The sequence below is a fragment of the Gemmobacter lutimaris genome (genome assembly GCF_003570715.1).
GTDB classification, from domain to species: Bacteria; Pseudomonadota; Alphaproteobacteria; order Rhodobacterales; family Rhodobacteraceae; genus Gemmobacter; species Gemmobacter lutimaris.
On sequence record NZ_QXXQ01000007.1, the window covers coordinates 95,009 to 120,101 of the forward strand.

Genomic DNA, 25,093 nt, shown 5'->3' on the forward strand with positions numbered 1-25,093 from the left:
GCCATGGATGCAGGACGGATCTTTCAGCAGCTCTTCAACATGATCTTCCGCCGCGCGATGAATACCGCGATCAACAAGGGCATCGACCATGTGGCGCGCAAGGGCAGGCCGCCGGGGCAGATGACAGCCGAGGAACGCAAACAGGCGAATGCCGCCCGCGAGATGACGAAAAAGGCCCGCCAAGCTGCAAAGATTGCCCGCCGCCTCGGCCGCTGATCGTCATTTTCTGTCGAAAAATATCCTCGGGGGAGGCGCCGCAGGCGCCGTGGGGGCAGACAGCCCCCACTTCCGCCCAGACCTGATCAGGCGCGGAAATGCTTGGCGAGTTTCAGGCCCTGACCCTGATAATTCGAGGCGATCCCCGCGCCATACAGCGTTTCGGGCCGCTCTGACATCCGCTCATAAACCAGCCGCCCGACGATCTGCCCATGCTCCAGCACGAAGGGCGCCTCGTGGCAGCGCACTTCCAGCACACCGCGCGACCCTGCGCCGCCTGCCGCCGAATGGCCGAAGCCGGGATCGAAGAAGCCCGCGTAATGCACGCGGAACTCGCCCACCATCGCCAGATAGGGCGCCATTTCGGCGGCGTAATCCGGCGGGATCGTCACTGCCTCGCGGCTCACCAGAATGTAGAAGGCACCGGGGTCGAGGATGATGCGGCCGTCACGGCTGCGGATTTCTTCCCAGAACTCGGCGGCCGGGTAATGACCGATGCGGTCAAGGTCGATGACGCCGGTATGGGGCTTGGCGCGATAGCCCACCAGATCATCCGGCCCCGGCCGCAGATCCACGGAAAAGCCCAGGCCTTCCGAGATCACCGCAGGCCCGTTCACCAGCGGCTCGCGCGCATGCAGCGCGGTCAGGTCGACATCCGACAGCACCGCCTGACCGTGGCGGAAGCGGATCTGGTTCAGCCGCTGCCCGGCCCGCGCCAGGACCGAGAAACTGCGCGGGCAGACCTCGGCGTAAAGCGGACCGCTATAGCCCGCGGCAATGCGGTCAAACTCCACCCCGCCATCGGTGATGGTGCGGGTCAGGAGATCGAGCCGTCCGGTGGAGCTTTTGGCATTGGCGACGGCAGTGATGCCCTCGGGCAGCGCCAGCCGCTCCATCAGCGGGATGACATAGACGCAGCCCTTTTCCAGCACCGCACCTTGCCGCAGGTCCATGCGGTGCATCTCGAATTCGGTGATCCGCTCGGCCACGCTGCGGCCCTGACCGGCAAGGAACGAGGCGCGCACGCGATAGGCCACATCGCCCAGACGCAGGTCGAGGCTGGCGGGCTGGATCTGTTCGGGCAGGATAGGCCGGTCGGCGGCGATCACGCCGTTCTCGATCAGACGGCGCAGGGCTTGCGCGGGCAGAACTCCGGTTTCAGTCACGCCATCCCCCGTTCATGGATCAGACTTGCGGATCAGATACGAAAAAACCCGCGCCTTGTTGCCAAGGGCGGGCTTTTCTCGGTTGGTCGGGCCGGCGAGATTCGAACTCGCGACCTTCCGCCCCCCAGACGGACGCGCTAACCAGGCTGCGCCACGGCCCGACTGCGCGGATACATAACGATAATTCCGGCGGGGGCAAGCGCCAAATCGCATGGCGGCGATTTATCCGCGCCGGGTCTTGCGGATCGTGTCCAGCCGGGCCTGAAGCGCCTGCATCCGGGGCAGGACAGCGGCCAGTGCGGGGGCCGTCACCACGCGCGCATCGGGAGAAAGCGACCGCAACAGGGCGGGCAGCCAGACATCGGGCGATTCGTTCAAGGCCAAGCCGGGCGATTCCGCCGGATCTGCCGAAGTGGGGTCCGGGGCAGGCGGCGAGACGGTCGCCTCTGCCTCCATCTCCTCTGCGCGATTTTCTTCCGGCGCAGATTCGACCGCTTCCGGCGCCTCAGGTATATGCGGGGCCTCAGGCATCACTGCCTCGGCGCCTTCGGTGTCGTCATCCGCCGGTTCAGAGAAATCGAAAAGCGAAGGCTGGTCTTTCGGCTCTCTGGGCATATCCACCGCAGTCGTCAGGGAATCATCGCCAGCGGGCATGGCCTCGGGCGGGTCGGCGGGTTTGGGCGCCACCTTGGCGGCGGCGGCCATTTCGGTAGATATGGCGGCGATTTCCTGCCAGTCACGCAGCGCCACGATTTCGGCCGGCGGCGGGGCCTCGGCCGCGGCGTCCAGCGCGGCATCGAATGCCTCCATATCCTCGGACAGATCATCGCCCGACAAGCTGGCAACGTGACGAACGCCTTGTTCGCGCAGAATTTTCTGCACACCGCGGATCGTCATGCCCTCATCGTGCAAAAGCTTGCGAATGCCTTGCAACAGCGCGACATCCGTAGGGCGGTAATACCGCCGCCCCCCGGCACGCTTTACCGGCTTGATCTGCGGAAAGCGGCTTTCCCAGAAGCGCAGCACATGGGCTGGCGTCTCAAGCTGATCGGCCACCTCGCTGATGGTGCGGAAGGCATCGGGCGATTTCTCCATGCCCAAGGCCCCGGTCAGCCCTTCGTGCCGCTGGCGACACGCTCTTTCATCAGATGGGACGGCCGGAAGGTCAGCACGCGGCGCGGACTGATCGGCACTTCGTCGCCGGTTTTCGGATTGCGCCCCATGCGGGCCGACTTGTCGCGCACCGAAAATGTGCCGAAGGACGAGATTTTCACTGTCTCGCCCCGCACCAGCGCGTCCGATACATGCTGGATCACGGTTTCCACCAGTTCGGCGGATTCGTTGCGCGACAGCCCGACCTCGCGGAAGACGGCCTCGCTCAGATCCATGCGTGTCAGAGTCTTGTCACTCATTCCCAAATCCCCCCCGGGTTTTTCAGAAGATTGAGGGCTTTGGGTTTTCGAGTCAATATCAACAACTTGTGCGGGCAAGTTCAGATGCCTGCGCGCGGCCCAATCCGGGGCAGCATGGCGGTATCCTGCGCAGGCGGTGAACAATCACCAACGCAGGACGACCGAACCCCAGGCCAGACCACCGCCGATCGCTTCGGTCACCACCAGATCGCCGGGCTTGATCTGCCCGCGCGACACGCCGACCGACAGCGCCAGCGGGATCGAGGCGGCCGAAGTATTGCCGTGGTCCTGCACAGTCACGACGACGCGGTCCATCGGCACCTGCATCCGCTTGGCCGTGGCCTCGATGATGCGGATATTGGCCTGATGCGGGACGATCCAGTCCACATCCTCGCCGCTGAGACCGACCTTCTCCAGCGCGGTATGGGCGGTTTCTGCCAGCTTTTCGACGGCATGGCGAAAGACTTCCTTGCCCTGCATCCGCAGATGCCCCGTGGTGCCGGTCGATACGCCGCCATCGACATAAAGGATCTCGCGGTGCCGCCCGTCGGAGTTCAGATCGACCGACAGGATGCCCCGGTCGGCAGGGGTGCCCGCGCCGTCATGCGCCTCGAGCACCAGCGCGCCCGCGCCATCGCCGAACAGCACGCAGGTGCCGCGGTCGGTCCAGTCCATCAGGCGCGAAAAGGTCTCGGCCCCGATCACCAGCGCGCGCTGCACCTGGCCCGACACGATCAGCGCGTTGGCATTGGCCAGCGCATAGACGAAACCGGCACAGACCGCCTGCACATCATAGGCAAAGCCGCGGGTCATGCCCAGTCGCGCCTGCACCATCGTCGCGGCAGAAGGGAAGGTGAGGTCGGCGGTCGAGGTTGCCACCACGATCACGTCGATGTCATCGGCCGTCAGACCAGCCTGCGCCAGCGCAGCCTCGGCCGCACGCGTCGCCAGATCAGAGGTTGTCTGGCCTTCCGCAGCGAAATGCCGCCGCTCGATCCCGGAGCGGGACCGAATCCATTCATCTGACGTGTCGATGGTTTTCTCGAATTCGGCATTCGGTACCACCCGCTCGGGCAGATAATGCCCGACGCCCCTGACCACGGCCCTGATTGTCATTCCTGCCCGCCTCCTTCGACGGCGGCATCCTGCCCCGCGCGTCCGGCGGATGCAACCCGCGCCGCCAGCCGGTCGATAAAGCCTGAACGTGCCAGTTGCGCCGCCAGACGGATCGCGGCGGAAACGCCGGTCGCATCGGCGCCACCATGGCTTTTGACCACAGTGCCGTTCAGGCCAAGAAATACCCCGCCATTTACCCGGCGTGGGTCGATGCGCTTTTGCAGGCGCTTCAACGCCCCCAAGGCCAGCAGCGCGCCCAGCTTCGACAGAAGGCCCGAAGCAAAGGCCTCTCGCATGAAATCGGAGGACAGCTTTGCCGTGCCTTCGCCGGTTTTCAGCGCTATATTGCCAGTGAACCCGTCGGTTACGATGACATCCACCCGGTTCGACGGAATATCGCCGCCTTCGACGAAGCCCACGAAATCGAATTCGGCGGCATCCTGCGCCGCGGTCATCCGGTCATGCGCCAGCTTCAGTTCGGCCCGCCCCTTGTGTTCCTCGGTGCCGACATTCAGCAGGCCGACGCGCGGACGGCGCAGATGCAGCCCGTTACGCGCGTAAGCCGCGCCCATGGTGGCATATTGCAGCAGATCCTCGGCCTCGGCCTTGATGTCGGCGCCAACGTCCAGCATCACGTTGAAGCCGCCGGGATTGCGCGAGGGCCAGAGGCAGGCGATGGCCGGGCGGTTCACCCCCGGCAGCTTGCGCAGGCGGATCATGCTGACGGCCATCAGCGCGCCGGTATTGCCGCAACTGACCGCCACCGCCGCCTCGCCGTTCTTCACGCTGTCGATGGTGGACCACATGGAGGTGCCGGCGCCATGGCGCATCACCTGACTGGGTTTGTCTTCCATCGTCACGACACGAGGGGCATGACGAATCTCGCAGCGTCCCGCGATCTCGGCATGTTGCGAGACCAGCGGGCGAAGCACGGATTCGTCGCCGTGCAGCAGAAAGGCAAGATCGGCATCGGCACGCGCAGAATCAACAAGACCGGCAACAACCGCTGCCGGTCCGCGATCCCCGCCCATGGCGTCTACCGAAATGATCGTGCGCTGTTGAACCTGCGCCGGACGTTCGCTTCCGTTCGTCGTCATGGTCGGCCGGGGAGGGGATGCGGCTTACGCCGCGTCCTCGTCCACGTCCACTTCGGTGGTCACAGCCACGACTTCACGCGAGTCGTAATGGCCGCAGGCGCCGCAAACGTGGTGCGGGCGCTTCAGCTCGCCGCAGTTCGGGCATTCCGACGGGTTGCCGGCGACAAGAGCGTCATGCGAGCGACGCATGTTGCGGCGCGAACGGGTGACTCGGTTCTGAGGGACAGCCATGTCTCAACCTCGGGTTAGTGAGGGGACAAGCCCCTGATTCTGTTCTGGGAAAAGCCAATTTCCGACCTGTTGGCGCGGCGGCTTTTCACGGTGTTTGCGAGGCGCGGAACATAGTTGAATTCTGGCCGGGTGCAAGTCTTTTCTGCATCCGTTCCGGGTTCGCGTCACTCGGGCGTCGTATCGCCTTTTCCAAGCTTTTCCGCAAGCCCTGCCAGACCGGCAAAGGGGCGCAAATCCTCGTCCCGCAGCGGTTTCACGCCGGGGGCCGCAAAAACCGCCTCGCCCAGTTCGACATCGGTGGCTCGGGGGTAGACCGGCAACGCCAGTGCAAGTGCCTCCAGCGCGACCGCGCCGGGATCGACAATCTCGGGCAGCGGTTCCTGCGTGTCATCCTCGGGCATTTCCACCTCGTCGCCCTCGGGCACCGGCATGTCGGCCAGATAGTGGCGGCGCACTTTCTCGTGGATTTCGGTGATCACAGGGGCCAGCGTCACCGAACAGGGCTGCTCGACCACGGCGGCAAGTTCTGCCACCAACTCCCAGTCGCGGCGGCCCATGGGGCGCAGTTCCCCCCGGAAGGTCAGATCCGGGACGGCCGTGATTTCCAGCGCCTGAGCCACGGCGGCGCGGGTGTCGGCGTCGGGTTTCAGGTTGAAACGCGTGGGCTTGCGTGCGGCAAGGGCGGCGATGCGCATCGGGTGGCTGAGGGCGGGTGTGGTCGGTTCGGTCATCTGGGTCTCCGCAAGGCGGGGCGCGTTCCATTCTTGAACAGCGGCCCGACCTTCTGTAAGCCGGAAGGCAAGCCGGCCGGGCGTCATGCCGGAAGCGCGGCATCTGATGCGATCCGGGATAAGTCCCATGCCGGTCAAAGGCAAGGGGCGCCCGGAAGGGACGGGAGAGAACATGGCTTCGGCAGGCAGCAGCATGCGGCGGATCGGGCTCTGGCTCGCGGGGGCACTGGTCGCCGGGGCATTGGCGGCCTGTGCGCCGGTCTATCGCAACCACGGCTATGTGCCGACGGATGACGAACTGGCAGAGGTGCAGGTCGGCGCGGATTCGCGCGACAGCGTGGCCGAAAAGCTGGGCCGCCCCTCGGCTGAGGGGCTTTTGAATGACGAGGGCTGGTTCTACGTCCAAAGCCGCTGGCGGCATTACGGCGCAAAAGAACCGCAAGAGATCGACCGTCAGGTGGTGTCGATCACCTTCGACAACGGCGGCACGGTGCAGAACATCGAACGCTTCGGTCTGGACCGGGGCGAGGTCGTCGTGCTGTCGCGGCGCGTGACCGAAAGCAACATCAAGGGAATCGGCTTCCTGCGGCAACTGCTGGGCAATCTGGGCCGCTTCCGGGCCGATCAGTTCCTGCAACAATAAGGCGGGCCGTCATCGGCCCGTTGCAGGCGTGTGGCAAGCCGGGCGCGCAAGGCCCGGTGGACGGGCAGGAGGTCGGGGTGCAGCCGTTGCGCAAAGGTCGTCTGGTGGCTCGGGTCGCGCAGGAAGCGCAGGATGTCCGTCGCGCGCAGGCGCTGCGGCAACTGTGCTTTCGCGGTGCGGATGTGCCGGGGCTGGATATCGACCGCCACGATGCCGATTGCCTGCATGTTCTGGTCGAGGACACGGAAACCGGCGCGCTGGTCTGCTGCTACCGTCTGCTGCCGCTGACGGGCGGGGCCGAGATCGGGCGCAGCTATTCGGCGCAGTTCTATGACCTGCGCCCCTTGCACAGCTTTCCCGGCCCGATGGTGGAAATGGGGCGCTTCTGCATCGCGCCCAGTCATCGTGACCCGGACATCCTGCGTCTTGCCTGGGGGGCGATGACCCGGATCGTCGATGCGATGGGGGCGGAACTGCTGTTCGGCTGTGCCTCGTTCATCGGCACCGATGCCGACCGCCATGCCGAGGCTTTCACCCTGCTGCGCGCAGGCCATCTGGCGCCGCGCCGCTGGTTGCCGCGGGTCAAGGCACCGCGGGTATTCCGCTTTGCCAAGGCTCTGGCGGGGCGCGAACCTGACCGCAAGCGCGGCATGCTGACCATGCCGCCCCTGTTGCGCACCTATCTGTCCATGGGGGGCTGGGTTTCGGATCACGCCGTAGTGGACGATCAGCTTGGCACCCTGCACGTCTTTACCGGCGTCGAGATCCGCGCGATTCCCGAGGCTCGCGCCCGTGCCCTGCGCATGGTGGCAGGCCCTGAGCCTGGAGCGGCTTGACCTGCGGCCCGCGCGCCTTTACCTGCCGCCTATCATGGCACGCGCACCCCTTCTCCAGCTTTCTGGCATCTCGCTCACCTTCGGTGGCAATCCCTTGTTCGACGGGCTTGACCTTACCGTGCAACCGGGCGACCGGGTGGCACTGGTGGGGCGCAACGGCTCGGGCAAATCCACGCTCATGAAGATCATGGCGGGGCTGGTCGAAGCCGATCAGGGGCTGCGCACCGTGCCACCCGGCGTCAGCGTCGGTTATATGGAGCAAGACCCGGATCTGTCGGCCTATGCCACGCTGGGCGATTATGCCGCGAGCGGCCTGCCCGCGGATGAAAGCTACAAGGTGGATGTGGTGGCCGAGGGGCTGAAATTCCGCCCCGATACGCCGGTTTCCAGCGCCTCGGGCGGGGAACGCCGGCGCGCGGCGCTGGCGAAGCTGATGGCCGAGGCGCCGGAGCTGATGCTGCTGGACGAGCCGACCAACCATCTGGACATCCAAGCGATCCAGTGGCTTGAGCGCGAGCTTTCCGAAACCCGCACGGCCTTCGTGCTGATCAGCCACGACCGTGCTTTCCTGCGCGCGCTGACCCGCGCGACGCTCTGGGTGGACCGGGGCGAGGTGCGGCGGCGCGAGCAGGGATTCGAAGGTTTCGAGGAATGGCGCGAACAGATCTGGGCCGAGGAAGATGACGCCCGGCACAAGCTGGAACGCAAGATCAAGCACGAGGCCAAATGGGCGGTGGAGGGTATCAGCGCCCGCCGCAAGCGCAACATGGGCCGGGTGCGCGCGTTGCAGGATCTGCGGGCGCAGCGCGCCGCGATGATCCGCCGTCAGGGCACCGCCGCGCTGGATCTGGACAGCGGCCCGACCTCGGGCAAGAAGGTGATCGAGGCCAAGGGGCTGACCAAAGCCTATGGCGACAAGCAGATCATCCGTGATTTCGACCTGCGCGTGCTGCGCGGTGACCGGGTGGCCTTTGTCGGGCCGAACGGCATCGGCAAGACCACACTGCTGAAAATGCTGATCGGGCAGGAAACGCCGGATGCGGGCACAGTGACGCTGGGCACCAACCTGCAAATCGCGGTGTTCGACCAGACCCGCGCGCGGCTGGACCCGGAGGCAAGCCTTTGGGAAAACCTGACCGGCGATCCGCTGATGGCGGTTTCCGGCGCGTCGGATCAGGTGATGGTGCGCGGCACACCCAAGCATGTGGTGGGCTATCTCAAGGATTTCCTGTTCAGCGAATTGCAGGCCCGCGCGGTGGTCAAGTCGCTGTCGGGTGGCGAAAAGGCGCGGCTTCTGCTGGCCAAGCTCATGGCGCAGGAATCGAATCTGCTGATCCTTGACGAACCGACCAACGATCTGGATGTCGAAACGCTTGATCTGTTGCAGGATATCCTGGGCGAATATGACGGCACGGTGCTGCTGGTCAGCCATGACCGCGATTTCATCGACCGGGTGGCGACCACGACCATCGCGATGGAAGGCGAGGGCAGGGCGACGGTCTATGCCGGAGGCTGGAGCGATTATCAAAGCCAGCGCCCGGTTGATGCACCCGCGCCAAAGGTTGCCGCGCCGAAGCCCGCCGCTGCCGCAAGGCCCGACCCCGCGCCGAAGAAGGCCGATGGGCTCAGCTTCACCGAACGCAAGCGTCTGGATGAACTGCCCAATGTTATCGAGCGGCTGGAACATGAAATCGCCAAGTTGGGCGAACTGCTTGCGACGCCCGACCTGTTCACCAAAGAGCCTTTGAAGTTCCGCAAGGCCTCGGACATGCTGGCGGAACGGCAGCAGGCGCTGGCAACGGCCGAGGAGGAATGGCTGGAACTGGAAGAAAAGGCCGGGTGATCGCAGGCAATCGCGGCGCTTCAAGGTGCCGTGATGAACTATTGAGTTCAGTTTCGTCAGGCGCCATCTCTGGCCCGACGCGGCGACAAAGACCGCCGTGATGGTAAGGAGAAAGACCGATGAAACGCTTTGCCCTGGCTGTTCTGGCCCCGCTGACGCTGGCTGCGCCTGCCTTTGCGGGTGGGCTTGCAACCCCGGCCCCGGAACCCGTGGTCACCGCCCCTGTGCCGGTCGCGCCGGTGCGCGCCGATGGCAACTGGGGCGGCGCCTATGCCGGTGCGCACCTTGGCTATGCCGATGTGAATGACCCCAATGCCGATGGCGCCTTCGGCGGCGCGCAACTGGGCTATCGCTGGGATCTGGGCACCGCCGTTCTGGGCGTCGAGGCCGATGTGTCTGGCACCAATATCAAACCCTCTGCCGGGGGCGGCAAGGTTGATACACTGGCGCATCTGAAGCTTCAGGCGGGTTATGATTTCGGCCGCGCGCTGGTTTATGCGACGGCCGGTGCAGCCTATGCCAAGGGCGATATCGGCGGCACCAATACCTCTGACACCGGCTATTTCGGCGGGATCGGCGTGGACTATCAGGTCAACGACCAGTGGACCGTTGGCGGCGAGGTTCTGGCCCATCGCTTCGACAATTTCGATGGCACCGGGCTTGACCCCGATGCGACGACCGCCGCGCTGCGCGTCAACTATCGCTTCTGATCGCCCGTCCGGGCAAGGCAGAGGGCGGCGGGGCGATCCGTCGCCCTTTCGCATGCGGATCAAGGTTTTCAAGCCGCCGCGAAAGCGGTAAGTCGGCGCCATCCCAAAGGGAGAGCGACATGACCACGACGATCCGCCTGCACAACACCCGCACCCGCCAGACCGAAGATCTGGTGCCGCTGATCCCCGGCAAGGTGCGCATGTATGTCTGTGGGCCGACCGTCTATGACCGCGCCCATATCGGCAATGCCCGGCCCGTGGTGGTGTTCGACACGCTGTTCCGCCTGCTGCGCCATGTCTATGGCGCCGGGAATGTGACCTATGTCCGCAATTTCACCGACGTGGATGACAAGATCAACGCCAAGGCCGCCCAGACCGGCCGCCCGATCCGCGACATCACGGATGAAACGATTGGCTGGTATCACGCCGATATGGATGCGCTTGGCGCGCTGCGCCCGACGCATGAGCCGCGCGCGACCGAATATATCGGCGCGATGATCGCCATGATTTCCGATCTGATCGACCGGGGCCATGCCTATGCCGCCGAGGGCCATGTGCTGTTCGATGTGCGCAGCTATGCCGAGTATGGCAAGCTCTCTGGCCGGTCGGTCGATGACATGATCGCCGGTGCGCGGGTCGAGGTGGCGCCCTACAAACGCGATCCGATGGATTTCGTGCTGTGGAAGCCCTCGGACGCCACGCTGCCGGGCTGGGATAGCCCGTGGGGCCGGGGTCGCCCCGGCTGGCATATTGAATGCTCGGCCATGAGCAAGGCGCTTCTGGGCGAGACCTTCGACATCCATGGCGGGGGTATCGACCTGCAATTCCCGCACCACGAGAATGAAATCGCGCAAAGCTGCTGCGCCAACCATTCCGGCCAGTTCGCGAATATCTGGATGCATAACGAGATGCTTCAGGTCGAGGGCAAGAAGATGTCGAAATCGCTCGGCAATTTCTTCACCGTCCGCGACCTTCTGGATCAAGGCTATCCGGGCGAGGTGATCCGCTTTGTCTATCTGCAAACCCACTATGCCAAGCCTATGGACTGGACACACGACAAGGCGATGCAAGCGGATGCTACGCTACGCAAATGGCGGGCATTGGTTGCGGGGGTGGAAGCTGGAAAGGCGCACGACCATATCGTTAATGCGCTTGCTGATAACCTTAACACATCACTTGCCACATATTGGCTGCATCACATGGCGGCCGAGATACAGGATAAACAAACCGACTTGGATAGAGGTGTTTCCGGCCTCTCTTATGACAGTGAGTATGTAGCGGAACTGCGCAGGACGTTCCTCGCCTCGGCGCAGCTTCTGGGCCTGCTGTTGCCGGAACTTGGTGGCTGGGACGAGGCCGGGGTGGACCTCGCGCCCTGGGTGAACCGTCTGGCCGGGTTGCGCGCCGAAGCGATGGAGACGAAGGACTTCGCCCCCGTCGATGCGCTGAAATCGGCGCTGACGACGGCAGGGCTGGAGGTGCGGATGTCGAAAGCGGGGGTGGAGCTGCTGCCCGGCCCCGGTTTCGATGTGGGCAAGCTTCCGGTGCTGGAATGAAACCGCGCGCCTATCTCGACTGGAACGCGACCACGCCGCTGCGTCCCGAGGCGCGGGCGGCGATGATCGCGGCGATGGATCTGGTGGGCAACCCCTCCTCTGTCCATGCCGAGGGGCGGGCGGCGAAATCGCTGCTGGAACGCGCGCGCGGCCAGATCGCCACCGCGCTGGGGGCCGATGGTGCCGACATCGTGTTCACCTCGGGCGCGACCGAGGCGGCCGCGCTGGCCTGTGACGGGCGTGACCTGCATTGCGGCGACATTGAACACGAAGCCATCAGCGCCTGGTGCACCCCCGATCTGCCGGTCGATGCGGCGGGGCAGGTGACGGTGACCGACCCGACGAAAACCGCCCTGCAATATGCCAATTCCGAAACCGGCATCGTGCAGGCGCTGCCAGAGGGGCTCGCGGTCTCCGACCTGACGCAAGCCTTTGGCAAGCTACCCTTTGCCTTCAACTGGCTGGGCTGCGACATGGGTATCGTCTCGGCCCATAAACACGGCGGGCCAAAGGGAATCGGTGCGCTGATCCTGCGGCGCGGGCTGGATGTTCCGGCGCAGTTGAAGGGCGGCGGGCAGGAGATGGGGCGCCGCGCCGGAACCGAGAACCTGATCGGCATTGCAGGTTTCGCCGCCGCCGCCGAGACCGCCGCGCGGGATCTGGCCGATGGGGTCTGGGAACGTGTCGCTGGAATTAGAAATATTCTAGAGTCAGCATTGTCAGCCGCAGGAAATGAGACTATTTCTGTCGGGAAAGTAAGTGTTCGACTTCCGAACACCCTGTGCCTTGTCACCCCCGGCTGGAAAGGCGAGACGCAGGTGATGCAGATGGATCTGGCCGGTTTCGCCGTCTCGGCGGGCTCGGCCTGTTCCTCTGGCAAGGTTCGGGCCAGTCGGGTGCTGCGCGCCATGGGGTTTGATGACACGGCTGCCGCCTCTGCGCTGCGCGTGTCGCTCGGGCCCACGACGACGGAAGAAGATGTGTTGCGCTTTGCCGATGCCTGGACAGCGCAGCACCGCAAGGCCCGCATCCGGGCGCAAGAGGGATAAGGCCATGACGGCACTGGAAACCGAAGACCAGATCGAAGTGCGCGACGGCGTGGATCGGGAAACGATCGAAACCGTGCAGGCCATGGCCGGCAAATACAAATACGGCTGGGAAACCAGTATCGAGACCGAATATGCGCCAAAGGGGCTGAACGAGGATATCGTGCGCCTCATCAGCGAAAAGAACGGCGAACCGGAATGGATGCTGGAATGGCGTCTGGCCGCCTATCGTCGCTGGCTCCAGATGGAAGAACCCCGCTGGGCCATGCTGAACTACCCGGAAATCGACTATCAGGACCAGTATTACTACGCCAAGCCGAAAAGCATGGCGGTGAAACCGAAGTCTCTGGATGAGGTCGATCCGAAGCTGCTGGCTACCTATGAGAAGCTGGGGATTCCGCTGAAGGAACAGATGCTTCTGGCCGGTGTTGAAGGTGCCGACGAGCCGCGCAAGGTTGCGGTGGATGCGGTGTTTGACAGCGTTTCGGTCGGCACGACCTTCAAGGAAGAGCTGAAGAAGGCGGGCGTCATCTTCTGTTCCATCTCCGAGGCGATCCGTGAATACCCGGATCTGGTGAAGAAATACCTCGGCTCGGTCGTGCCGCAGTCCGACAACTTCTTTGCGACGCTGAACTGCGCCGTGTTTTCCGACGGGTCGTTCGTCTACATCCCGGAAGGCACCCGCTGCCCTATGGAGCTGAGCACCTATTTCCGCATCAACGCGGAAAACACCGGGCAATTTGAACGCACGCTGATCGTGGCCGACAAGGGCTCTTACGTCAGCTATCTGGAAGGCTGCACCGCCCCGAAACGCGATACCCACCAACTGCATGCCGCGGTGGTGGAGATTGTGGTGCTGGATGATGCCGAAGTGAAATATTCCACCGTCCAGAACTGGTATCCGGGTGACGAGGAAGGCCGGGGCGGCATCTATAACTTCGTGACCAAACGCGCCGATTGCCGGGGCGCGCGGTCCAAGGTGATGTGGACGCAGGTCGAAACCGGCAGCGCAATCACCTGGAAATACCCGTCCTGCATCCTGCGCGGCGATGACAGCCAGGGTGAGTTCTATTCCATCGCCATCGCCAACAATGCCCAGCAGGCCGATACTGGCACCAAGATGGTGCATCTGGGCAAGAACACCAAATCCCGCATCGTCTCGAAAGGGATTTCGGCGGGGCGCGCGCAGAACACTTATCGCGGTTTGGTAAGTATGCACCCCAAGGCATTGAACTCGCGAAACTATACGCAATGCGACAGCCTGCTGATCGGCGATAAATGCGGCGCGCATACCGTGCCTTATATCGAAGTGAAGAACAATTCCTCGCGGGTGGAGCATGAGGCGACCACTTCGAAGGTCGATGACGATCAGCTGTTCTACTGCCGCTCGCGCGGGATGGACGAGGAAGAGGCCGTGGCGCTGGTGGTGAACGGCTTCTGCAAGGAAGTGCTGCAAGCGCTGCCGATGGAATTCGCCATGGAGGCGCAAAGCCTTGTGGCGATCTCACTGGAAGGCTCGGTCGGATGATCGTTACCACGACCCCCACCATCGAAGGCCATCGCATCACCGCCTATCACGGGCTGGTGGTCGGCGAGGTGATCATGGGTGCCAATATCGTGCGCGATCTCTTTGCCTCGATCACCGATGTGATTGGCGGGCGCTCGGGCGCTTATGAAAGCAAGCTTGCCGATGCGCGTGAAGAGGCCACGAAAGAATTGAAAGACCGCGCCCGCGCACTGGGCGCCAATGCCGTTGTCGGCGTGGATCTGGACTATGAAGTGGTCGGGAATTCCATGCTCATGGTGTCGATCTCCGGCACCGCCGTGACTATCGACTGAGGAAAATCATGCTGGAAATCAACAATCTGCACGTCAAACTTGAAGAGGATGACAAGGTTATCCTCAAGGGCGTGAACCTCAAGGTCGAGGCGGGCAAGGTCCACGCGATCATGGGGCCGAACGGCTCGGGCAAATCGACGCTGAGCTATGTGCTCTCGGGCCGCGACGGCTATGAGGTCACCGATGGTTCCGCCACGCTGGACGGGGTGGAACTGCTGGAGATGGAACCCGAAGAGCGCGCCGCCGCCGGCCTGTTCCTTGCCTTCCAGTATCCGGTGGAAATTCCGGGCGTTGGCAACATGACCTTCCTGCGCACCGCCGTGAACGCGCAGCGCAAGGCACGCGGGCAAGAGGAAATGAGCGCGGGTGAGTTTCTGAAGGTCGTGCGCGAAAAGGCCAAGGCGCTGAAGATCGACGCCGAGATGATGAAGCGCCCGGTCAACGTGGGCTTCTCGGGTGGCGAGAAGAAGCGGAACGAGATCCTCCAGATGGCCATGCTGGAGCCCAAGATGTGCATTCTGGACGAGACGGACTCGGGTCTGGACGTCGATGCGATGAAACTGGTGGCCGAGGGCGTGAACGCGCTGCGCGACGAAGGCCGGGCCTTCCTGGTTATCACGCATTATCAACGGCTTCTGGACCATATCAAACCTGATGTCGTGCATATCATGGCGGATGGTCGCATCGTCAAGACCGGCGGTCCGGAACTGGCGCTGGAAGTCGAGAACAACGGTTACGCTGGCATTCTGGCCGAGGTGCTGTGATGGCGGTCGCAGAAGCGAAACGCAACGCTGCGGAGGCGCGCTTGTCCGCGCTGGCGCTGCCACAAGGCGGCTGGACCGGGGTCGCACGGGCCGAGGCGCTGGCGCGTCTGCGTGCCATGGGGTTGCCGGGGCGTCGTGATGAGTATTGGCGCTACACTGACCCGGCGACGCTGGTGCAGGCCGAGGCAGCCCATGCCGCGCTGTTTGATCCGCAAGACGAACCGATGGTCTTCACCAGCTTTGACCGGGTGAAGGTGGTCTTCGTCGATGGCGTTTTCGACCCGGCACAATCGGATGATCTGGAGGCGGCGGGTGTTGAACTGCTCAGCCGGCAGACCGCTGACATCCATTGGGCACAGTCGCTTTATGGCGTGCTTGAGACGCGGGGCCAGACCCCGGTGCAACGCCCGTTGGCGGCGCTGAACACCGCTGCGGCAACGGAAGGCGTATTGATCCGCGTCACTGGCAAGGCGGCCAAGCCGGTTTCCCTGATTTATCTGCATAAATCAGAAACTTCCGATGCAATCCTTCATCACTGCGTGAAGCTGGAGGAAGGCGCCGAGTTGACGCTGCTGGAAAATGGCCCGGCCGCCGCGCGTTTCAACAAGGTGCTGGAGGTTGAGGTCGCCGATGGCGCGCGCTTCCATCACATCCGCACTCAGGGCCGCGATCACGAGCGTCGCGCCGTGACGCATATCTTTGCCCGTCTGGGCCGGGAATCGCTGTTCAAGAGTTTCACGCTCACCGCCAATGGCGTGCTGACGCGCAATGAGGCCGTGATCGAACTGACCGGCGATGATGCGGTGGCGCATGTGGCGGGAGCTGCGGTCGGTGACGGTGATTTCCACCACGACGACACGGTGTTCGTGACCCATGCGGCCGAACGCTGCGAAAGCCGTCAGGTGTTCAAAAAGGTGCTGAAGAACGGCGCAGTGGGCGTGTTTCAGGGCAAGATCCTTGTGAAGCCCGGCGCGCAAAAGACCGACGGATATCAGATTTCCCAAAGTCTGCTGCTGGACGACCATTCGCAGTTCCTTGCCAAGCCCGAGCTGGAAATCTACGCCGATGACGTGAAATGCTCGCACGGGTCCACCTCGGGCGCGATCGACGAGACGGCGCTTTACTACCTGCGCTCGCGTGGGGTGCCACTGCGTCAGGCCCAATCGCTTCTGGTGCTGGCCTTCCTTGCCGAAGCCATTCAGGAGATCGAGGACGAGGCGCTGGCCGAAGACATCCGCAGTCGTCTTGAAAGCTGGCTGGCACGGCACGGGCAGTAAGATGGCGGTCACCTCGGACATCGTCGAAAGCTGGCGCCGCCCGCGCGCGGTGCTGCGCCGCCATCTGGCGCGTGGCGTGTCCGAGCCCTTCGCCTTCAGCCTGCTGTTCGTCTTTCTGTTGATCGCCTTCGTCGCGCAATATCCTGTCGCGGCACGGGAAACCGTGCTGCACCCCGAAAAACCGCTGTCGGCGCAATTGCTGGCTGTGGCGCTCGGGTTGCTGGCGACGATCCCGGTCTTTTACCTGCTGGCTGCGGCCAGCCGTCTGGTTGGCCGCCTGTCTGGTGGGCGGGGCAGCTGGTATGGCGCGCGCCTAGCGCTGTTCTGGGCGCTGGTCGCGGTGACGCCGCTGGTGCTTCTGGTAGGGCTGGTCGCCGGGATGATCGGGCCGGGCCCGCAACTGACCGCCACCGGGCTGGTGGCTTTCGCCGGTTTCCTGTTCCAGTGGATCATGGGGCTGAGCGTCGTGGAACAGGGGGACTAAGCATGTTCGATCTGGCGAAGGTGCGGGCCGATTTCCCGATCCTCGGGCGCGAGGTGAACGGCAAGCCGCTGGTTTACCTTGACAACGGCGCCTCGGCGCAAAAGCCGCAATGCGTGATCGACGCGGTGACGCGGGCCTATTCTATGGAATATGCCAATGTTCACAGGGGCTTGCATTATCTTTCAAACCTTGCGACGGAAAAGTATGAGGCCGTGCGCGGCACTATCGCCCGCTTTCTGAACGCGGGGGATGAGGAAGAAATTGTCTTCGCCTCCGGCACGACAGAGGCGATCAACCTCGTCTCCTATGCCTGGGCCGCGCCGCGGTTGCAGCCGGGGGACGAGATCGTGCTGTCCATCATGGAGCACCACGCCAATATCGTGCCCTGGCATTTCCTGCGCGAACGGCAGGGTGTGGTGCTGAAATGGGTGGAATGTGACGCCAACGGCGATCTGGATCCGCAGGCGATTCTTGACGCCATCGGCCCGCGCACCCGTCTGGTGGCGGTGACGCAGATGTCCAATGTGTTGGGCACTGTGGTCGATGTCGCTGCGATCTGCCGGGGCGCGCACGAAAAAGGTGTGCCGGTTCTTGTCGATGGCAGTCAGGGTGCGGTGCATATGCCGGTCGATGTGCAGGCGATAGGCTGCGATTTCTACGCCATTACCGGGCACAAGCTCTATGGTCCCTCAGGGTCTGGCGCGATCTACATTCGGCGTGAGCGGATGGCCGAGATGCGCCCCTTCCTTGGCGGTGGCGACATGATCCGCGAAGTGACGCGCGACGCGGTGACCTATGCCGACCCACCGATGAAGTTTGAGGCTGGCACCCCCGGCATCGTGCAGCAAATCGGGCTGGGCGTGGCACTGGATTACCTCATGTCGTTGGGGATGGAGAATGTCGCCGCGCATGAACGGCAGTTGCGCGATTATGCGCGCTCGCGGCTTGCAGGCCTCAACTGGCTGAATGTGCAGGGGAATTCGGCCGGTAAGGGCGCGATTTTTTCGTTTACGCTGCAAGGCCCGGCCCATGCGCATGACATCTCGACCGTGCTCGACAAGAAGGGCGTCGCCGTGCGCGCTGGCACCCATTGCGCCATGCCACTGATGGAGCATATGGGAGTCAGCGCCACCTGCCGCGCCTCGTTTGCACTTTACAATACCGAGGCAGAGGTTGACCGGCTGGTCGAGGCGCTGGAGCTTTGCCACGAACTTTTCGCCTGATTCCGTATTGCGCCCCCCTGCGGGCTGGTCTATTCAGACCGCAACGCACCCATAGCTCAGCTGGATAGAGCGTTGCCCTCCGAAGGCAAAGGTCGCACGTTCGAATCGTGCTGGGTGCGCCAGAAAAAAGCCGTCCCGAGGGACGGCTTTTCTGTTTTCTGGTCAGAGGCTAGACTCGCAGCGGGTTGGTTTTGGCAAGGCGATCGAAAGCCATGAGGCTGTCGATCAGCGCGGGCATCTGGTCCAGCGGGATCATGTTGGGCCCGTCGGAGGGGGCGGTATCCGGTGCCTCATGGGTTTCGATGAACACGCCCGCGATGCCAATGGACACGGCGCAGCGGGCCATGACCGGGGCGAATTCGCGCTGCCCGCCCGAACTACCGCCCTGGCCACCGGGTTGTTGCACCGAATGGGTGGCGTCCATGATGACCGGCCAGCCGCTGCGTGCCATGGTGGGCAGGCTGCGCATGTCGGCGACAAGGGTGTTATAGCCGAAGCTGACGCCGCGCTCTGTCAGCAGGATGCGGTTGTTGCCGGTGCTTTCCACCTTCTCGGCGACATTGGCCATATCCCAAGGCGCGAGGAACTGGCCCTTCTTGATGTTCACCACGGCGCCGGTTTCCCCGGCGGCCAGCAGCAGGTCGGTCTGGCGGCAAAGGAAGGCCGGGATCTGGATCACATCCACAACCTGAGCGGCGGCGCGGGCCTGTTCGGCGTCATGGATGTCGGTCAGGACCGGCATGCCCATGGCGCGCACAGCCTCCAGCACCTTCAACCCGGCGTCCATCCCCATGCCGCGCTTGCCTTTCAGGCTGGTGCGGTTGGCCTTGTCGTAGCTCGCCTTGAACACATATTGCGCCCCGGCGGCCGCGCAGGCCTCGGCCATGCGGCCCGCGATCATCTGGGCGTGGTCCAGACTTTCCAGCTGGCACGGCCCCGCGATGACCAGCAGCGGCTGGTCGTTGCCGACGGTCAAGCCGCCGATCTGCACCTGTTTCATCCGTCTCTCCTTATGCCGAGACCTGTTCGCGCAGGATGGCGACGGTCATCGAGATCATCAGGTAGATACCGGCAAAGATGAACAGTGCAACCATGGTATATTCAAAAGCGCGCGGGTAGGTGGGCTCGTCCGGCGGAATCGGGCTGACGGACAGGGACAGGTAGCGCACCTGACGGTTTACTTCGATCCGTGCGCCTTCCAGCGCCTGAAGCGCCTGAGCCAGCAGCAGGCGGCGCGTTTCCACATCGGATTGTGCCACCAGCAATTCCCCCTGAACCACGGCAAGGCTTTGCTGGCCGTCGCCCGCCTCGGTCAGCTTGGCGCGCAGATTGGCGATTTCGCTTTCCAGCGTGGCGATGCGGCGCTTCAGCGGTTCCATCCGGGCCTTGTTGGGGCTAGCGTTGCTTTCCATCTGTTGCAGTGACAGCCGGTCGGCGGTGAGCTGGGTTTCCAGATTGCCGATCTGGCTGGTGATCAGGCTGACCTCGACTTCGGAACTCAGCACCTTGTAGCGTTCCTGAAGGTCCACCACTTTCTGCTGAGCTGCCAGCATTTCGCGTTCGGCATTGTCATAGGTCTCGCGCGCGCCCTTCATCTGGTCTTCGCGCAGGCGATGGGTCAACTGGTCCACCTGTTCCTCGGCATAGCCGACCAGGGCCCGGGCAAATTCGGCCGATTTTTCCGGCTCTGCCGCCACCACCTCCATCTTGATGATGCCCTCGCTGGGGTCATAGGAGATGTGGATGTTGCGGGTATAAGCCTTGTAGGCGGCCTCGAAAGTGGCATCCGGCGAAAGGCGCTGGATCGGGTCGATGTTCTCTCCCTCGAAATGGTCACGGAAGCCGTGGTCGGCATCCAGCCGCAGCATGGCGTCCCGCGATTGCAGATAGCCCTGCACGGTGATCGAATCCTGAGAGGTTGCGAAACCCGTGCCGCTGAGCAGCCCGCTGAGCCCGCCCCCCGCACCGCCACCCCCCATGCTGCCGCCGGATTGCTGGATCACGAATTCGGTTTTCGTCGCATACATCGGTGTGGCGACGAAGAAGAAGTAAAATCCGGTCAGCAGCGTCGGCAGGCCGATGAAGAAGAACAGTCGCAGTGACAGAAGCGCCGCACGGCGGCGGCGGCGACGGGCCAGATCGCGCTGGATGCGCATGATCTCGGCTGCATGGTTCACCTCGGCCCGCACTTCGGTCGAGGGCACCTGCACCGGCTTGATGGTCTGTGGCAGTTTCACACCGTCGCCATCGGGCACCAGCGCGCGGTTGGGCGGCGGGGGCAGGGCGCCGCCATCGCCCCCGGTTGCTGTCGCGGTTCCCCCCACCAGCTCCATCAGGCTGGAGCGCTGGAAAGGGTCGATCCCGGCTTGACGCAGCAGGCGGACGGCATCGAAATCCGATGTCGCGGGCATTTCGTGCTTCTGTGCCAACCGCCGGGCCAGCCGCAGTTGACGACCTGTCAGCCCCTCGCGGCGAATATCCTCGATCTCGGTCGGGCCGATACTGGCGGCCGTTTCCGTGTCTTTCGCGCGCGGGGTCACGAAGCTCATGTTGCCGAAACCGTCGTCCGGCTGCTCGAACAGCATGCCGTCCTGGGCGGCAGGGGTTTCAGCCGCGCGCGAGGGGAGCGGCTGCACCGGATCGGGGCGACGGATGCGGAACCGCTTAGCTGTTAGCTTTGTAGTCATAAAGACGTTTCGCTTCTTCCAGAGAGTCGAACATGTAGAGTTGCCCACCGACCAGCACGCCGGCCTGATGGCAGAATTTTTCAAGTGTCGAGGCCTGGTGCGACACCACGACCACAGTGGTATTTTGTAACCGCTGCTTCAGGATGGCGCCCGCCTTGCGGTTGAACTCGACATCCGTGGTCGCGGGCATGCCCTCGTCGATCAGATAGATGTCGAAATCCAGCGCCAGCATCAGCGCGAAACAGAAGCGCGAGCGCATGCCTGCCGAATAGGTGCCGACCGGCATGTCGAAATATTCGTCCAGCCCGCAGAGCCAGCGGCAGAAACTTTCAACATAATCGGGATCAAGGCCGTAAAGCCGGGCGATGTAGCGTGAATTTTCAGTCGCGGTGTGCTTGTTCACCACGCCGCCCATAAAGCCCAGCGGAAAGGAAATGCGCGAGGTGCGGATAACCCGGCCCTCGTCGGGCTTTTCCAGCCCCGCCATCATGTTGATGATCGTGGTCTTGCCGGTGCCGTTCTTTGCCAAAATGCCCAGCGACTTGCCGATCTCGACCCGGAACGACGCCTGATCAAGGATGACCTTGCGCTGCTTGCCGGTCCAGAAGGACTTGCTGACGTTTTCGAACTCGATCATCGGGGCCTCACCGCATCCGCCTGATGCGCTCGATCCGTTCCGGTTGTTTCCCCGGATAGGGCATCTTTCTTAATACCTCGTCACGCTTTACCGAACCGATATGCAAAAGCAATCGGGCTTTATTATGTCAGGCGGTGGCCGGGCTTGGCAATCGTCAGCGGGACGGACGGGCGCGGGAAAGCACGATCAATGCCGGTCCCGCCAGCAGTGTCAGTGCAAGTCCAAGCCGGGCGGCCTCGGCCATGGCGCCGCCGGGAATGGCCGTGTCCAGCGACAGGACCGGAACGGTAAAGCCGATCCCGGCGATGGCGCCGATCCACGCCATGTCGGGCAGGCCAAGCCCCTGCGGCAGCGGCAGACGGAACAGTCGCAGGGCCAGCAGCGTACCTGCCACCAGACCCAGCGGCTTGCCGATCCAGAAGGCGGCCAGTGTGACCAGGGTGGTGGGGGCGAAGGCGCCGAGGTCAATGCCACCGCGGGTGAGGCCAAACAGGAACAGAACCGCCACCAGCGGTCGCATCAGCAGATGGGCAAAGCGGTTCAGCGGATCGTGCAGGAATTCCTCGGCTTCGGCGAACAGGCCGAAGGCACGGCGGGCATGCGGGATCACCGGGATGACGGGCAGCAGACCGAGCGCACCGGGCAGGCCCGCCGCCGTGACCCCGATCCAGCTGCACACCCCGGCAAGGATATAGGGCCACAAAAGCAGGGCGCGCTGGCGTTCGGTTTCGCGGTCTGCGCGGGCATGGCGGCCGTAAAGCAGCCAGACTGCACCCACGGCGACCACGGGCAGCAGCAGCCACAACAGGCGCAGCGCCTCGTCCGGGCGCATCAGGGCCAGCGCCAGCAGCCCCGCAAGCTCGGCCCCGCTGGTAATCAACAACAACATGTGCAGCGCCGGGTGGCCCGGCCCGAACAGACGCCGCCCGATCGCGTAGCCGATCACCACGTCGCAGCCGATCGGCACCGCCCAGCCCGCTCCGAATACCGCCTCTTCCGCCGTTTCAATCAGGGCCGAGGTCACCAGCCAGACCAGAATCGCGCCGGTGACCGCGCCCATGGTCGCCATGAAGGGCAGGGCAGCGCGGCGGCCATGCAGGGCACCGCGTTCCAGCATGTTGGCCTCCCACAACTCCTTGCCCAGCAGGAAGAAAAAAAGCGCCATCAGCAGATCTGAGGTCAGCGTGATCAATGTGACGCGCACATGATCGGCCACGATCCAACCGGGCAAGGGCAGCGGGAATAGCCCCCGTTCCATCACGTCATAGTAGCTTGCGGGATCGAAATTGACCCAGAGGGTCGCCACGAGGCTGCCTGCCAGCAGGGCGCGGGCGAAATGCAGGATGTAGCTGGAGACGCGATACATGGGTTCTCCATGGCGGAGGGCTTTTCGTTGTCCTATCCTCGGGGGGAGGGCGCGGCAACGGGACGCAGGGGCGGGGCCGCGCCGGTGTTGCAGCGAGGCACCGGAGGGAATGAGGGAACTGGCCGAGGAAATCGCTGCCTGCCAGCAGTGTGCCGCGCGTTTTGCCGCGACAGCGACCGCGCATGCGCCGCGCCCGGTGCTGTGGCATGGAACACGGGCGCGGGTGGTCGTCGCGGGGCAGGCGCCGGGGCTGCGGGTGCATCAGTCTGGAAAGCCCTTCACCGATCCCTCCGGCGACCGGCTGCGCGACTGGATGGGGCTGGACGAGGCGACCTTCTATGACCGCAGCCGTATCGCCATCCTGCCCATGGCCTTCTGCTTTCCGGGTTATGATGCCAAAGGCAGCGACCTGCCACCGCCGCCGGTTTGCGCGCAGACCTGGCGGGCGCGGGTGCTGGCCGAACATCGTGCAGCGCGGCTGGTGCTGGCGGTGGGCGGCGCGGCGATCCGCTGGCATCTGGCCGACCGCCGCGCCGTTGCGCAGGTGGTGGCGGATTGGCGCAGCCCGGCGGCGCGCGGGATTATCCCCTTGCCTCATCCCTCGTGGCGCAATAGCGGGTGGCTGAAACGCAATCCGTGGTTCGCCGCCGAGCTGCTGCCCGAGCTGCGCGCCCGCATCCGCGCCGCGATGGAGGGCCCCGATGACCCCGCTTGATCTTGCTTACGACGCCATGGCCGCCGCGCCCGACGGCGATGACGCGCCGCGCCTGCGGTTCTATGAACGGCTCGCCGATGGCGAGATGATCCTGCTGCTGGAAAAGGAAGCCGAAGGCGAGACGCTGGCGCCGCGCGTCTTTGACCTTGAGGACGGGCCAGTGGTTCTGGTGTTCGATACCGAGGAGCGGCTGGGCGCCTTCACCGGCATGCCCGCGCCCTATGCGGCGTTGCCGGGGCGGGTGATCGCCGCGCTCTTGGCCGGGCAGGGCATCGGGCTGGGGGTGAACCTCGGGGTGGCACCGTCCTCGATGCTTCTGCCGCCCTTCGCGGTGGACTGGCTGGCCGAAACTCTGGCCCATGGCCCCGAAGAGGCCGAGGCGCGGCCCGAACGGTTCGAGCCGCCGCGCGGGCTGCCGCAAGGCCTGATCGAGGGGCTGGATGCGAAACTCGCCCGTGCGGGCGGTCTGGCGGCGCATGCGCTGCTGGCGGCGGTGATCTATGAGGGCGGTCGGCAGGGGCATATGCTGGCTTTCGTCGATGCGATGGAAGGCGCACAGACCGCGCTGGCCCGTGCTGCGGCCGAGGCGCTGACCTTCTCGGGTGTCGAGGCGGGCGAGATGGATGTGGCCTTCCTGGACGGGGATACGGCGGCGGTAGCAGCCATGGCCCGCGTCGCGCTGCGCTTCGACCTGCCGGTGCCGGTGGCGGCAGAGCCGTCCGCGCCGCAGGCACCCGGCATGGACCCTGCGAAGCCCCCGGTGCTTCGGTAGCTTTTCAGATGGCGCCGCCTGCGGTGGCACGGCTTTCTGTCTCCGGGCGGGCTGCGCCGCCCGTATCCGGTGGCCTCCGGCGGGGATATTTGGGCCAAGATGAAGGTGGTATTTGGGGTATTTTAATACCTATTTCATATCATATTGATTTTGCTTTATATTATTGCGTGAGTGGCGCTTGACCGGCGCGTGGAAATGCAGGAAAAGCCCGCATCCGAGATAGAGGGGCGTCCGCGTCCCGACAATTCCATGGGTCTGATATGAAAACCTTCACCGCTACTCCGGCGGATATCGAGAAGAAGTGGATCCTGATCGACGCCGAAGGCGTCGTTCTGGGCCGCCTCGCCACGATTGTCGCCAATATCCTGCGCGGCAAGAACAAGCCGACCTTCACCCCCCACATGGACATGGGTGACAATGTCATCGTCATCAACGCCGACAAGGTGCAGATGACCGGCAACAAACGCAATGACAAGCGTTACTACTGGCACACCGGCCACCCGGGCGGCATCAAATCGCGCACCGCGCGCGAAGTGCTGGAAGGCGCGCATCCCGAGCGCGTGGTGACCAAGGCCGTCGAGCGCATGATTACCCGCAACCGTCTGGGCAAGCAGCAGATGACCAACCTGCGCGTCTACGCCGGGGCCGAGCATCCGCATGAAGCGCAGCAGCCGACCGTCCTGGACGTGAAGGCTCTGAATCCCAAGAACACCCGGAGCGCCTGAT

At 64.0% G+C, this 25,093-nt stretch carries 27 protein-coding genes and 2 tRNA genes; 17 read left to right on the plus strand and 12 right to left on the minus strand.

Going from position 1 to position 25,093, the window contains the following annotated elements; genetic code table 11:
* The first annotated feature begins 3 nt into the window (after positions 1 to 3).
* Positions 4 to 216, plus strand: a complete 213-nt coding sequence (locus D2N39_RS13630) for a hypothetical protein (RefSeq protein WP_119135328.1) — start codon at positions 4 to 6, stop codon at positions 214 to 216.
* An 86-nt stretch (positions 217 to 302) separates the two neighbouring features.
* On the opposite strand, the gene D2N39_RS13635 is transcribed toward D2N39_RS13630, so the two are convergent.
* From D2N39_RS13635 to D2N39_RS13670, 8 genes are all read right to left on the minus strand, one after another.
* Positions 303 to 1,382 carry a 2'-deoxycytidine 5'-triphosphate deaminase gene (locus D2N39_RS13635; protein ID WP_119135329.1) on the minus strand — a complete coding sequence of 360 codons (1,080 nt, stop codon included), beginning with the start codon at positions 1,380 to 1,382 and terminating at the stop codon, positions 303 to 305.
* Positions 1,383 to 1,465: 83 nt separating this feature from the next.
* Positions 1,466 to 1,543 (minus strand) — tRNA-Pro (locus tag D2N39_RS13640).
* Positions 1,544 to 1,604: 61 nt separating this feature from the next.
* A complete protein-coding gene (locus D2N39_RS13645) occupies positions 1,605 to 2,477 on the minus strand; it encodes a MerR family transcriptional regulator (RefSeq protein WP_119135330.1) in 873 nt (290 codons plus the stop codon).
* 14 nt (positions 2,478 to 2,491) lie between these two features.
* Positions 2,492 to 2,794: an integration host factor subunit alpha gene (ihfA, locus tag D2N39_RS13650; protein ID WP_119135331.1), complete on the minus strand. Its 303-nt coding sequence runs from the start codon at positions 2,792 to 2,794 to the stop codon at positions 2,492 to 2,494.
* Positions 2,795 to 2,938: 144 nt separating this feature from the next.
* Positions 2,939 to 3,910: a beta-ketoacyl-ACP synthase III gene (locus D2N39_RS13655; protein ID WP_119135332.1), complete on the minus strand. Its 972-nt coding sequence runs from the start codon at positions 3,908 to 3,910 to the stop codon at positions 2,939 to 2,941.
* The gene (gene plsX / locus D2N39_RS13660) at positions 3,907 to 5,007 is read right to left on the minus strand and encodes a phosphate acyltransferase PlsX (protein ID WP_119135333.1); all 1,101 of its coding nucleotides are present in this window, start codon (positions 5,005 to 5,007) and stop codon (positions 3,907 to 3,909) included. Before plsX ends, D2N39_RS13655 begins: the two co-directional genes overlap by 4 nt.
* 24 nt (positions 5,008 to 5,031) lie before the next feature.
* Positions 5,032 to 5,238, minus strand: a complete 207-nt coding sequence (gene rpmF, locus D2N39_RS13665; protein ID WP_082401027.1) for a 50S ribosomal protein L32 — start codon at positions 5,236 to 5,238, stop codon at positions 5,032 to 5,034.
* A 164-nt stretch (positions 5,239 to 5,402) separates the two neighbouring features.
* Entirely contained in the window at positions 5,403 to 5,969 is a 567-nt protein-coding gene (locus D2N39_RS13670) for a YceD family protein (protein WP_233557157.1), read from the minus strand.
* Between the two features lie 172 nt (positions 5,970 to 6,141).
* On the opposite strand from D2N39_RS13670, the gene D2N39_RS13675 reads away from it, so the two are divergent.
* From D2N39_RS13675 to D2N39_RS13735, 13 genes are all read left to right on the plus strand, one after another.
* Entirely contained in the window at positions 6,142 to 6,612 is a 471-nt protein-coding gene (locus D2N39_RS13675; protein WP_233557159.1) for an outer membrane protein assembly factor BamE, read from the plus strand.
* A gap of 77 nt (positions 6,613 to 6,689) precedes the next feature.
* On the plus strand, positions 6,690 to 7,448 hold the full coding sequence (locus D2N39_RS13680; protein WP_119135417.1) for a GNAT family N-acetyltransferase: 759 nt from the start codon (positions 6,690 to 6,692) through the stop codon (positions 7,446 to 7,448).
* Positions 7,449 to 7,482: 34 nt separating this feature from the next.
* A complete protein-coding gene (locus D2N39_RS13685) occupies positions 7,483 to 9,291 on the plus strand; it encodes an ABC-F family ATP-binding cassette domain-containing protein (protein ID WP_119135418.1) in 1,809 nt (602 codons plus the stop codon).
* Positions 9,292 to 9,410: 119 nt separating this feature from the next.
* Positions 9,411 to 10,001, plus strand: coding sequence for an outer membrane protein (locus tag D2N39_RS13690; RefSeq protein ID WP_119135335.1), 591 nt, complete (start codon positions 9,411 to 9,413; stop codon positions 9,999 to 10,001).
* A 119-nt stretch (positions 10,002 to 10,120) separates the two neighbouring features.
* Positions 10,121 to 11,557: a cysteine--tRNA ligase gene (cysS, locus tag D2N39_RS13695; RefSeq protein ID WP_119135336.1), complete on the plus strand. Its 1,437-nt coding sequence runs from the start codon at positions 10,121 to 10,123 to the stop codon at positions 11,555 to 11,557.
* The gene (locus D2N39_RS13700; RefSeq protein ID WP_119135337.1) at positions 11,554 to 12,606 is read left to right on the plus strand and encodes a cysteine desulfurase family protein; all 1,053 of its coding nucleotides are present in this window, start codon (positions 11,554 to 11,556) and stop codon (positions 12,604 to 12,606) included. The genes cysS and D2N39_RS13700 overlap by 4 nt, the downstream gene beginning before the upstream one ends.
* 4 nt (positions 12,607 to 12,610) lie before the next feature.
* Positions 12,611 to 14,131, plus strand: coding sequence for a Fe-S cluster assembly protein SufB (gene sufB, locus D2N39_RS13705; RefSeq protein WP_119135338.1), 1,521 nt, complete (start codon positions 12,611 to 12,613; stop codon positions 14,129 to 14,131).
* The gene (locus tag D2N39_RS13710; RefSeq protein WP_119135339.1) at positions 14,128 to 14,442 is read left to right on the plus strand and encodes a heavy metal-binding domain-containing protein; all 315 of its coding nucleotides are present in this window, start codon (positions 14,128 to 14,130) and stop codon (positions 14,440 to 14,442) included. The genes sufB and D2N39_RS13710 overlap by 4 nt, the downstream gene beginning before the upstream one ends.
* A gap of 8 nt (positions 14,443 to 14,450) precedes the next feature.
* Positions 14,451 to 15,206: a Fe-S cluster assembly ATPase SufC gene (gene sufC / locus D2N39_RS13715; RefSeq protein WP_119135340.1), complete on the plus strand. Its 756-nt coding sequence runs from the start codon at positions 14,451 to 14,453 to the stop codon at positions 15,204 to 15,206.
* A complete protein-coding gene (gene sufD / locus D2N39_RS13720; RefSeq protein WP_119135341.1) occupies positions 15,206 to 16,483 on the plus strand; it encodes a Fe-S cluster assembly protein SufD in 1,278 nt (425 codons plus the stop codon). The genes sufC and sufD overlap by 1 nt, the downstream gene beginning before the upstream one ends.
* Before the next feature lies 1 nt (position 16,484).
* On the plus strand, positions 16,485 to 16,967 hold the full coding sequence (locus tag D2N39_RS13725) for a YIP1 family protein (protein WP_119135342.1): 483 nt from the start codon (positions 16,485 to 16,487) through the stop codon (positions 16,965 to 16,967).
* Between the two features lie 2 nt (positions 16,968 to 16,969).
* A complete protein-coding gene (locus tag D2N39_RS13730; protein WP_119135343.1) occupies positions 16,970 to 18,190 on the plus strand; it encodes a cysteine desulfurase in 1,221 nt (406 codons plus the stop codon).
* A gap of 45 nt (positions 18,191 to 18,235) precedes the next feature.
* Positions 18,236 to 18,312: transfer RNA gene (locus D2N39_RS13735), tRNA-Arg, on the plus strand.
* A gap of 47 nt (positions 18,313 to 18,359) precedes the next feature.
* On the opposite strand, the gene kdsA is transcribed toward D2N39_RS13735, so the two are convergent.
* The 4 genes from kdsA to D2N39_RS13755 form a co-directional block, all read right to left on the minus strand.
* Positions 18,360 to 19,190, minus strand: a complete 831-nt coding sequence (gene kdsA, locus D2N39_RS13740; protein ID WP_119135344.1) for a 3-deoxy-8-phosphooctulonate synthase — start codon at positions 19,188 to 19,190, stop codon at positions 18,360 to 18,362.
* 10 nt (positions 19,191 to 19,200) lie between these two features.
* Complete coding sequence (locus tag D2N39_RS13745; protein ID WP_119135345.1) at positions 19,201 to 20,877, minus strand: capsule biosynthesis protein; 1,677 nt, start codon at positions 20,875 to 20,877, stop codon at positions 19,201 to 19,203.
* A complete protein-coding gene (locus D2N39_RS13750; protein WP_119135346.1) occupies positions 20,855 to 21,514 on the minus strand; it encodes an ABC transporter ATP-binding protein in 660 nt (219 codons plus the stop codon). Before D2N39_RS13750 ends, D2N39_RS13745 begins: the two co-directional genes overlap by 23 nt.
* Positions 21,515 to 21,668: 154 nt before the next feature.
* The gene (locus tag D2N39_RS13755) at positions 21,669 to 22,880 is read right to left on the minus strand and encodes a Na+/H+ antiporter NhaA (protein ID WP_119135347.1); all 1,212 of its coding nucleotides are present in this window, start codon (positions 22,878 to 22,880) and stop codon (positions 21,669 to 21,671) included.
* A 109-nt stretch (positions 22,881 to 22,989) separates the two neighbouring features.
* Here D2N39_RS13755 and D2N39_RS13760 point away from each other — a divergent pair, with 109 nt between their 5' ends.
* The 3 genes from D2N39_RS13760 (at position 22,990) to rplM (ending at position 25,092) form a co-directional block, all read left to right on the plus strand.
* The gene (locus tag D2N39_RS13760; protein WP_119135348.1) at positions 22,990 to 23,595 is read left to right on the plus strand and encodes a uracil-DNA glycosylase family protein; all 606 of its coding nucleotides are present in this window, start codon (positions 22,990 to 22,992) and stop codon (positions 23,593 to 23,595) included.
* Complete coding sequence (locus tag D2N39_RS13765; RefSeq protein WP_119135349.1) at positions 23,582 to 24,367, plus strand: SseB family protein; 786 nt, start codon at positions 23,582 to 23,584, stop codon at positions 24,365 to 24,367. Before D2N39_RS13760 ends, D2N39_RS13765 begins: the two co-directional genes overlap by 14 nt.
* A 260-nt stretch (positions 24,368 to 24,627) precedes the next feature.
* A complete protein-coding gene (gene rplM / locus D2N39_RS13770) occupies positions 24,628 to 25,092 on the plus strand; it encodes a 50S ribosomal protein L13 (protein WP_054303535.1) in 465 nt (154 codons plus the stop codon).
* Position 25,093 lies beyond the last annotated feature (1 nt).

Bases quoted from the DNA above. Each gene is read 5' to 3' on its own strand.
- D2N39_RS13760 (WP_119135348.1), top strand. From the start codon at position 22,990: ATGAGGGAACTGGCCGAGGAAATCGCTGCCTGCCAGCAGTGTGCCGCG.
- D2N39_RS13685 (WP_119135418.1), top strand. From the start codon at position 7,483: ATGGCACGCGCACCCCTTCTCCAGCTTTCTGGCATCTCGCTCACCTTC.
- D2N39_RS13700 (WP_119135337.1), top strand. From the start codon at position 11,554: ATGAAACCGCGCGCCTATCTCGACTGGAACGCGACCACGCCGCTGCGT.
- sufB (WP_119135338.1), top strand. From the start codon at position 12,611: ATGACGGCACTGGAAACCGAAGACCAGATCGAAGTGCGCGACGGCGTG.
- ihfA (WP_119135331.1), bottom strand. From the start codon at position 2,794: ATGAGTGACAAGACTCTGACACGCATGGATCTGAGCGAGGCCGTCTTC.
- D2N39_RS13725 (WP_119135342.1), top strand. From the start codon at position 16,485: ATGGCGGTCACCTCGGACATCGTCGAAAGCTGGCGCCGCCCGCGCGCG.
- cysS (WP_119135336.1), top strand. From the start codon at position 10,121: ATGACCACGACGATCCGCCTGCACAACACCCGCACCCGCCAGACCGAA.
- D2N39_RS13655 (WP_119135332.1), bottom strand. From the start codon at position 3,910: ATGACAATCAGGGCCGTGGTCAGGGGCGTCGGGCATTATCTGCCCGAG.
- D2N39_RS13630 (WP_119135328.1), top strand. From the start codon at position 4: ATGGATGCAGGACGGATCTTTCAGCAGCTCTTCAACATGATCTTCCGC.
- D2N39_RS13690 (WP_119135335.1), top strand. From the start codon at position 9,411: ATGAAACGCTTTGCCCTGGCTGTTCTGGCCCCGCTGACGCTGGCTGCG.
- D2N39_RS13745 (WP_119135345.1), bottom strand. From the start codon at position 20,877: ATGACTACAAAGCTAACAGCTAAGCGGTTCCGCATCCGTCGCCCCGAT.
- D2N39_RS13670 (WP_233557157.1), bottom strand. From the start codon at position 5,969: ATGACCGAACCGACCACACCCGCCCTCAGCCACCCGATGCGCATCGCC.
- kdsA (WP_119135344.1), bottom strand. From the start codon at position 19,190: ATGAAACAGGTGCAGATCGGCGGCTTGACCGTCGGCAACGACCAGCCG.
- rpmF (WP_082401027.1), bottom strand. From the start codon at position 5,238: ATGGCTGTCCCTCAGAACCGAGTCACCCGTTCGCGCCGCAACATGCGT.
- plsX (WP_119135333.1), bottom strand. From the start codon at position 5,007: ATGACGACGAACGGAAGCGAACGTCCGGCGCAGGTTCAACAGCGCACG.
- rplM (WP_054303535.1), top strand. From the start codon at position 24,628: ATGAAAACCTTCACCGCTACTCCGGCGGATATCGAGAAGAAGTGGATC.
- D2N39_RS13765 (WP_119135349.1), top strand. From the start codon at position 23,582: ATGACCCCGCTTGATCTTGCTTACGACGCCATGGCCGCCGCGCCCGAC.
- D2N39_RS13755 (WP_119135347.1), bottom strand. From the start codon at position 22,880: ATGTATCGCGTCTCCAGCTACATCCTGCATTTCGCCCGCGCCCTGCTG.
- sufC (WP_119135340.1), top strand. From the start codon at position 14,451: ATGCTGGAAATCAACAATCTGCACGTCAAACTTGAAGAGGATGACAAG.
- sufD (WP_119135341.1), top strand. From the start codon at position 15,206: ATGGCGGTCGCAGAAGCGAAACGCAACGCTGCGGAGGCGCGCTTGTCC.
- D2N39_RS13730 (WP_119135343.1), top strand. From the start codon at position 16,970: ATGTTCGATCTGGCGAAGGTGCGGGCCGATTTCCCGATCCTCGGGCGC.
- D2N39_RS13710 (WP_119135339.1), top strand. From the start codon at position 14,128: ATGATCGTTACCACGACCCCCACCATCGAAGGCCATCGCATCACCGCC.
- D2N39_RS13645 (WP_119135330.1), bottom strand. From the start codon at position 2,477: ATGGAGAAATCGCCCGATGCCTTCCGCACCATCAGCGAGGTGGCCGAT.
- D2N39_RS13750 (WP_119135346.1), bottom strand. From the start codon at position 21,514: ATGATCGAGTTCGAAAACGTCAGCAAGTCCTTCTGGACCGGCAAGCAG.
- D2N39_RS13675 (WP_233557159.1), top strand. From the start codon at position 6,142: ATGGCTTCGGCAGGCAGCAGCATGCGGCGGATCGGGCTCTGGCTCGCG.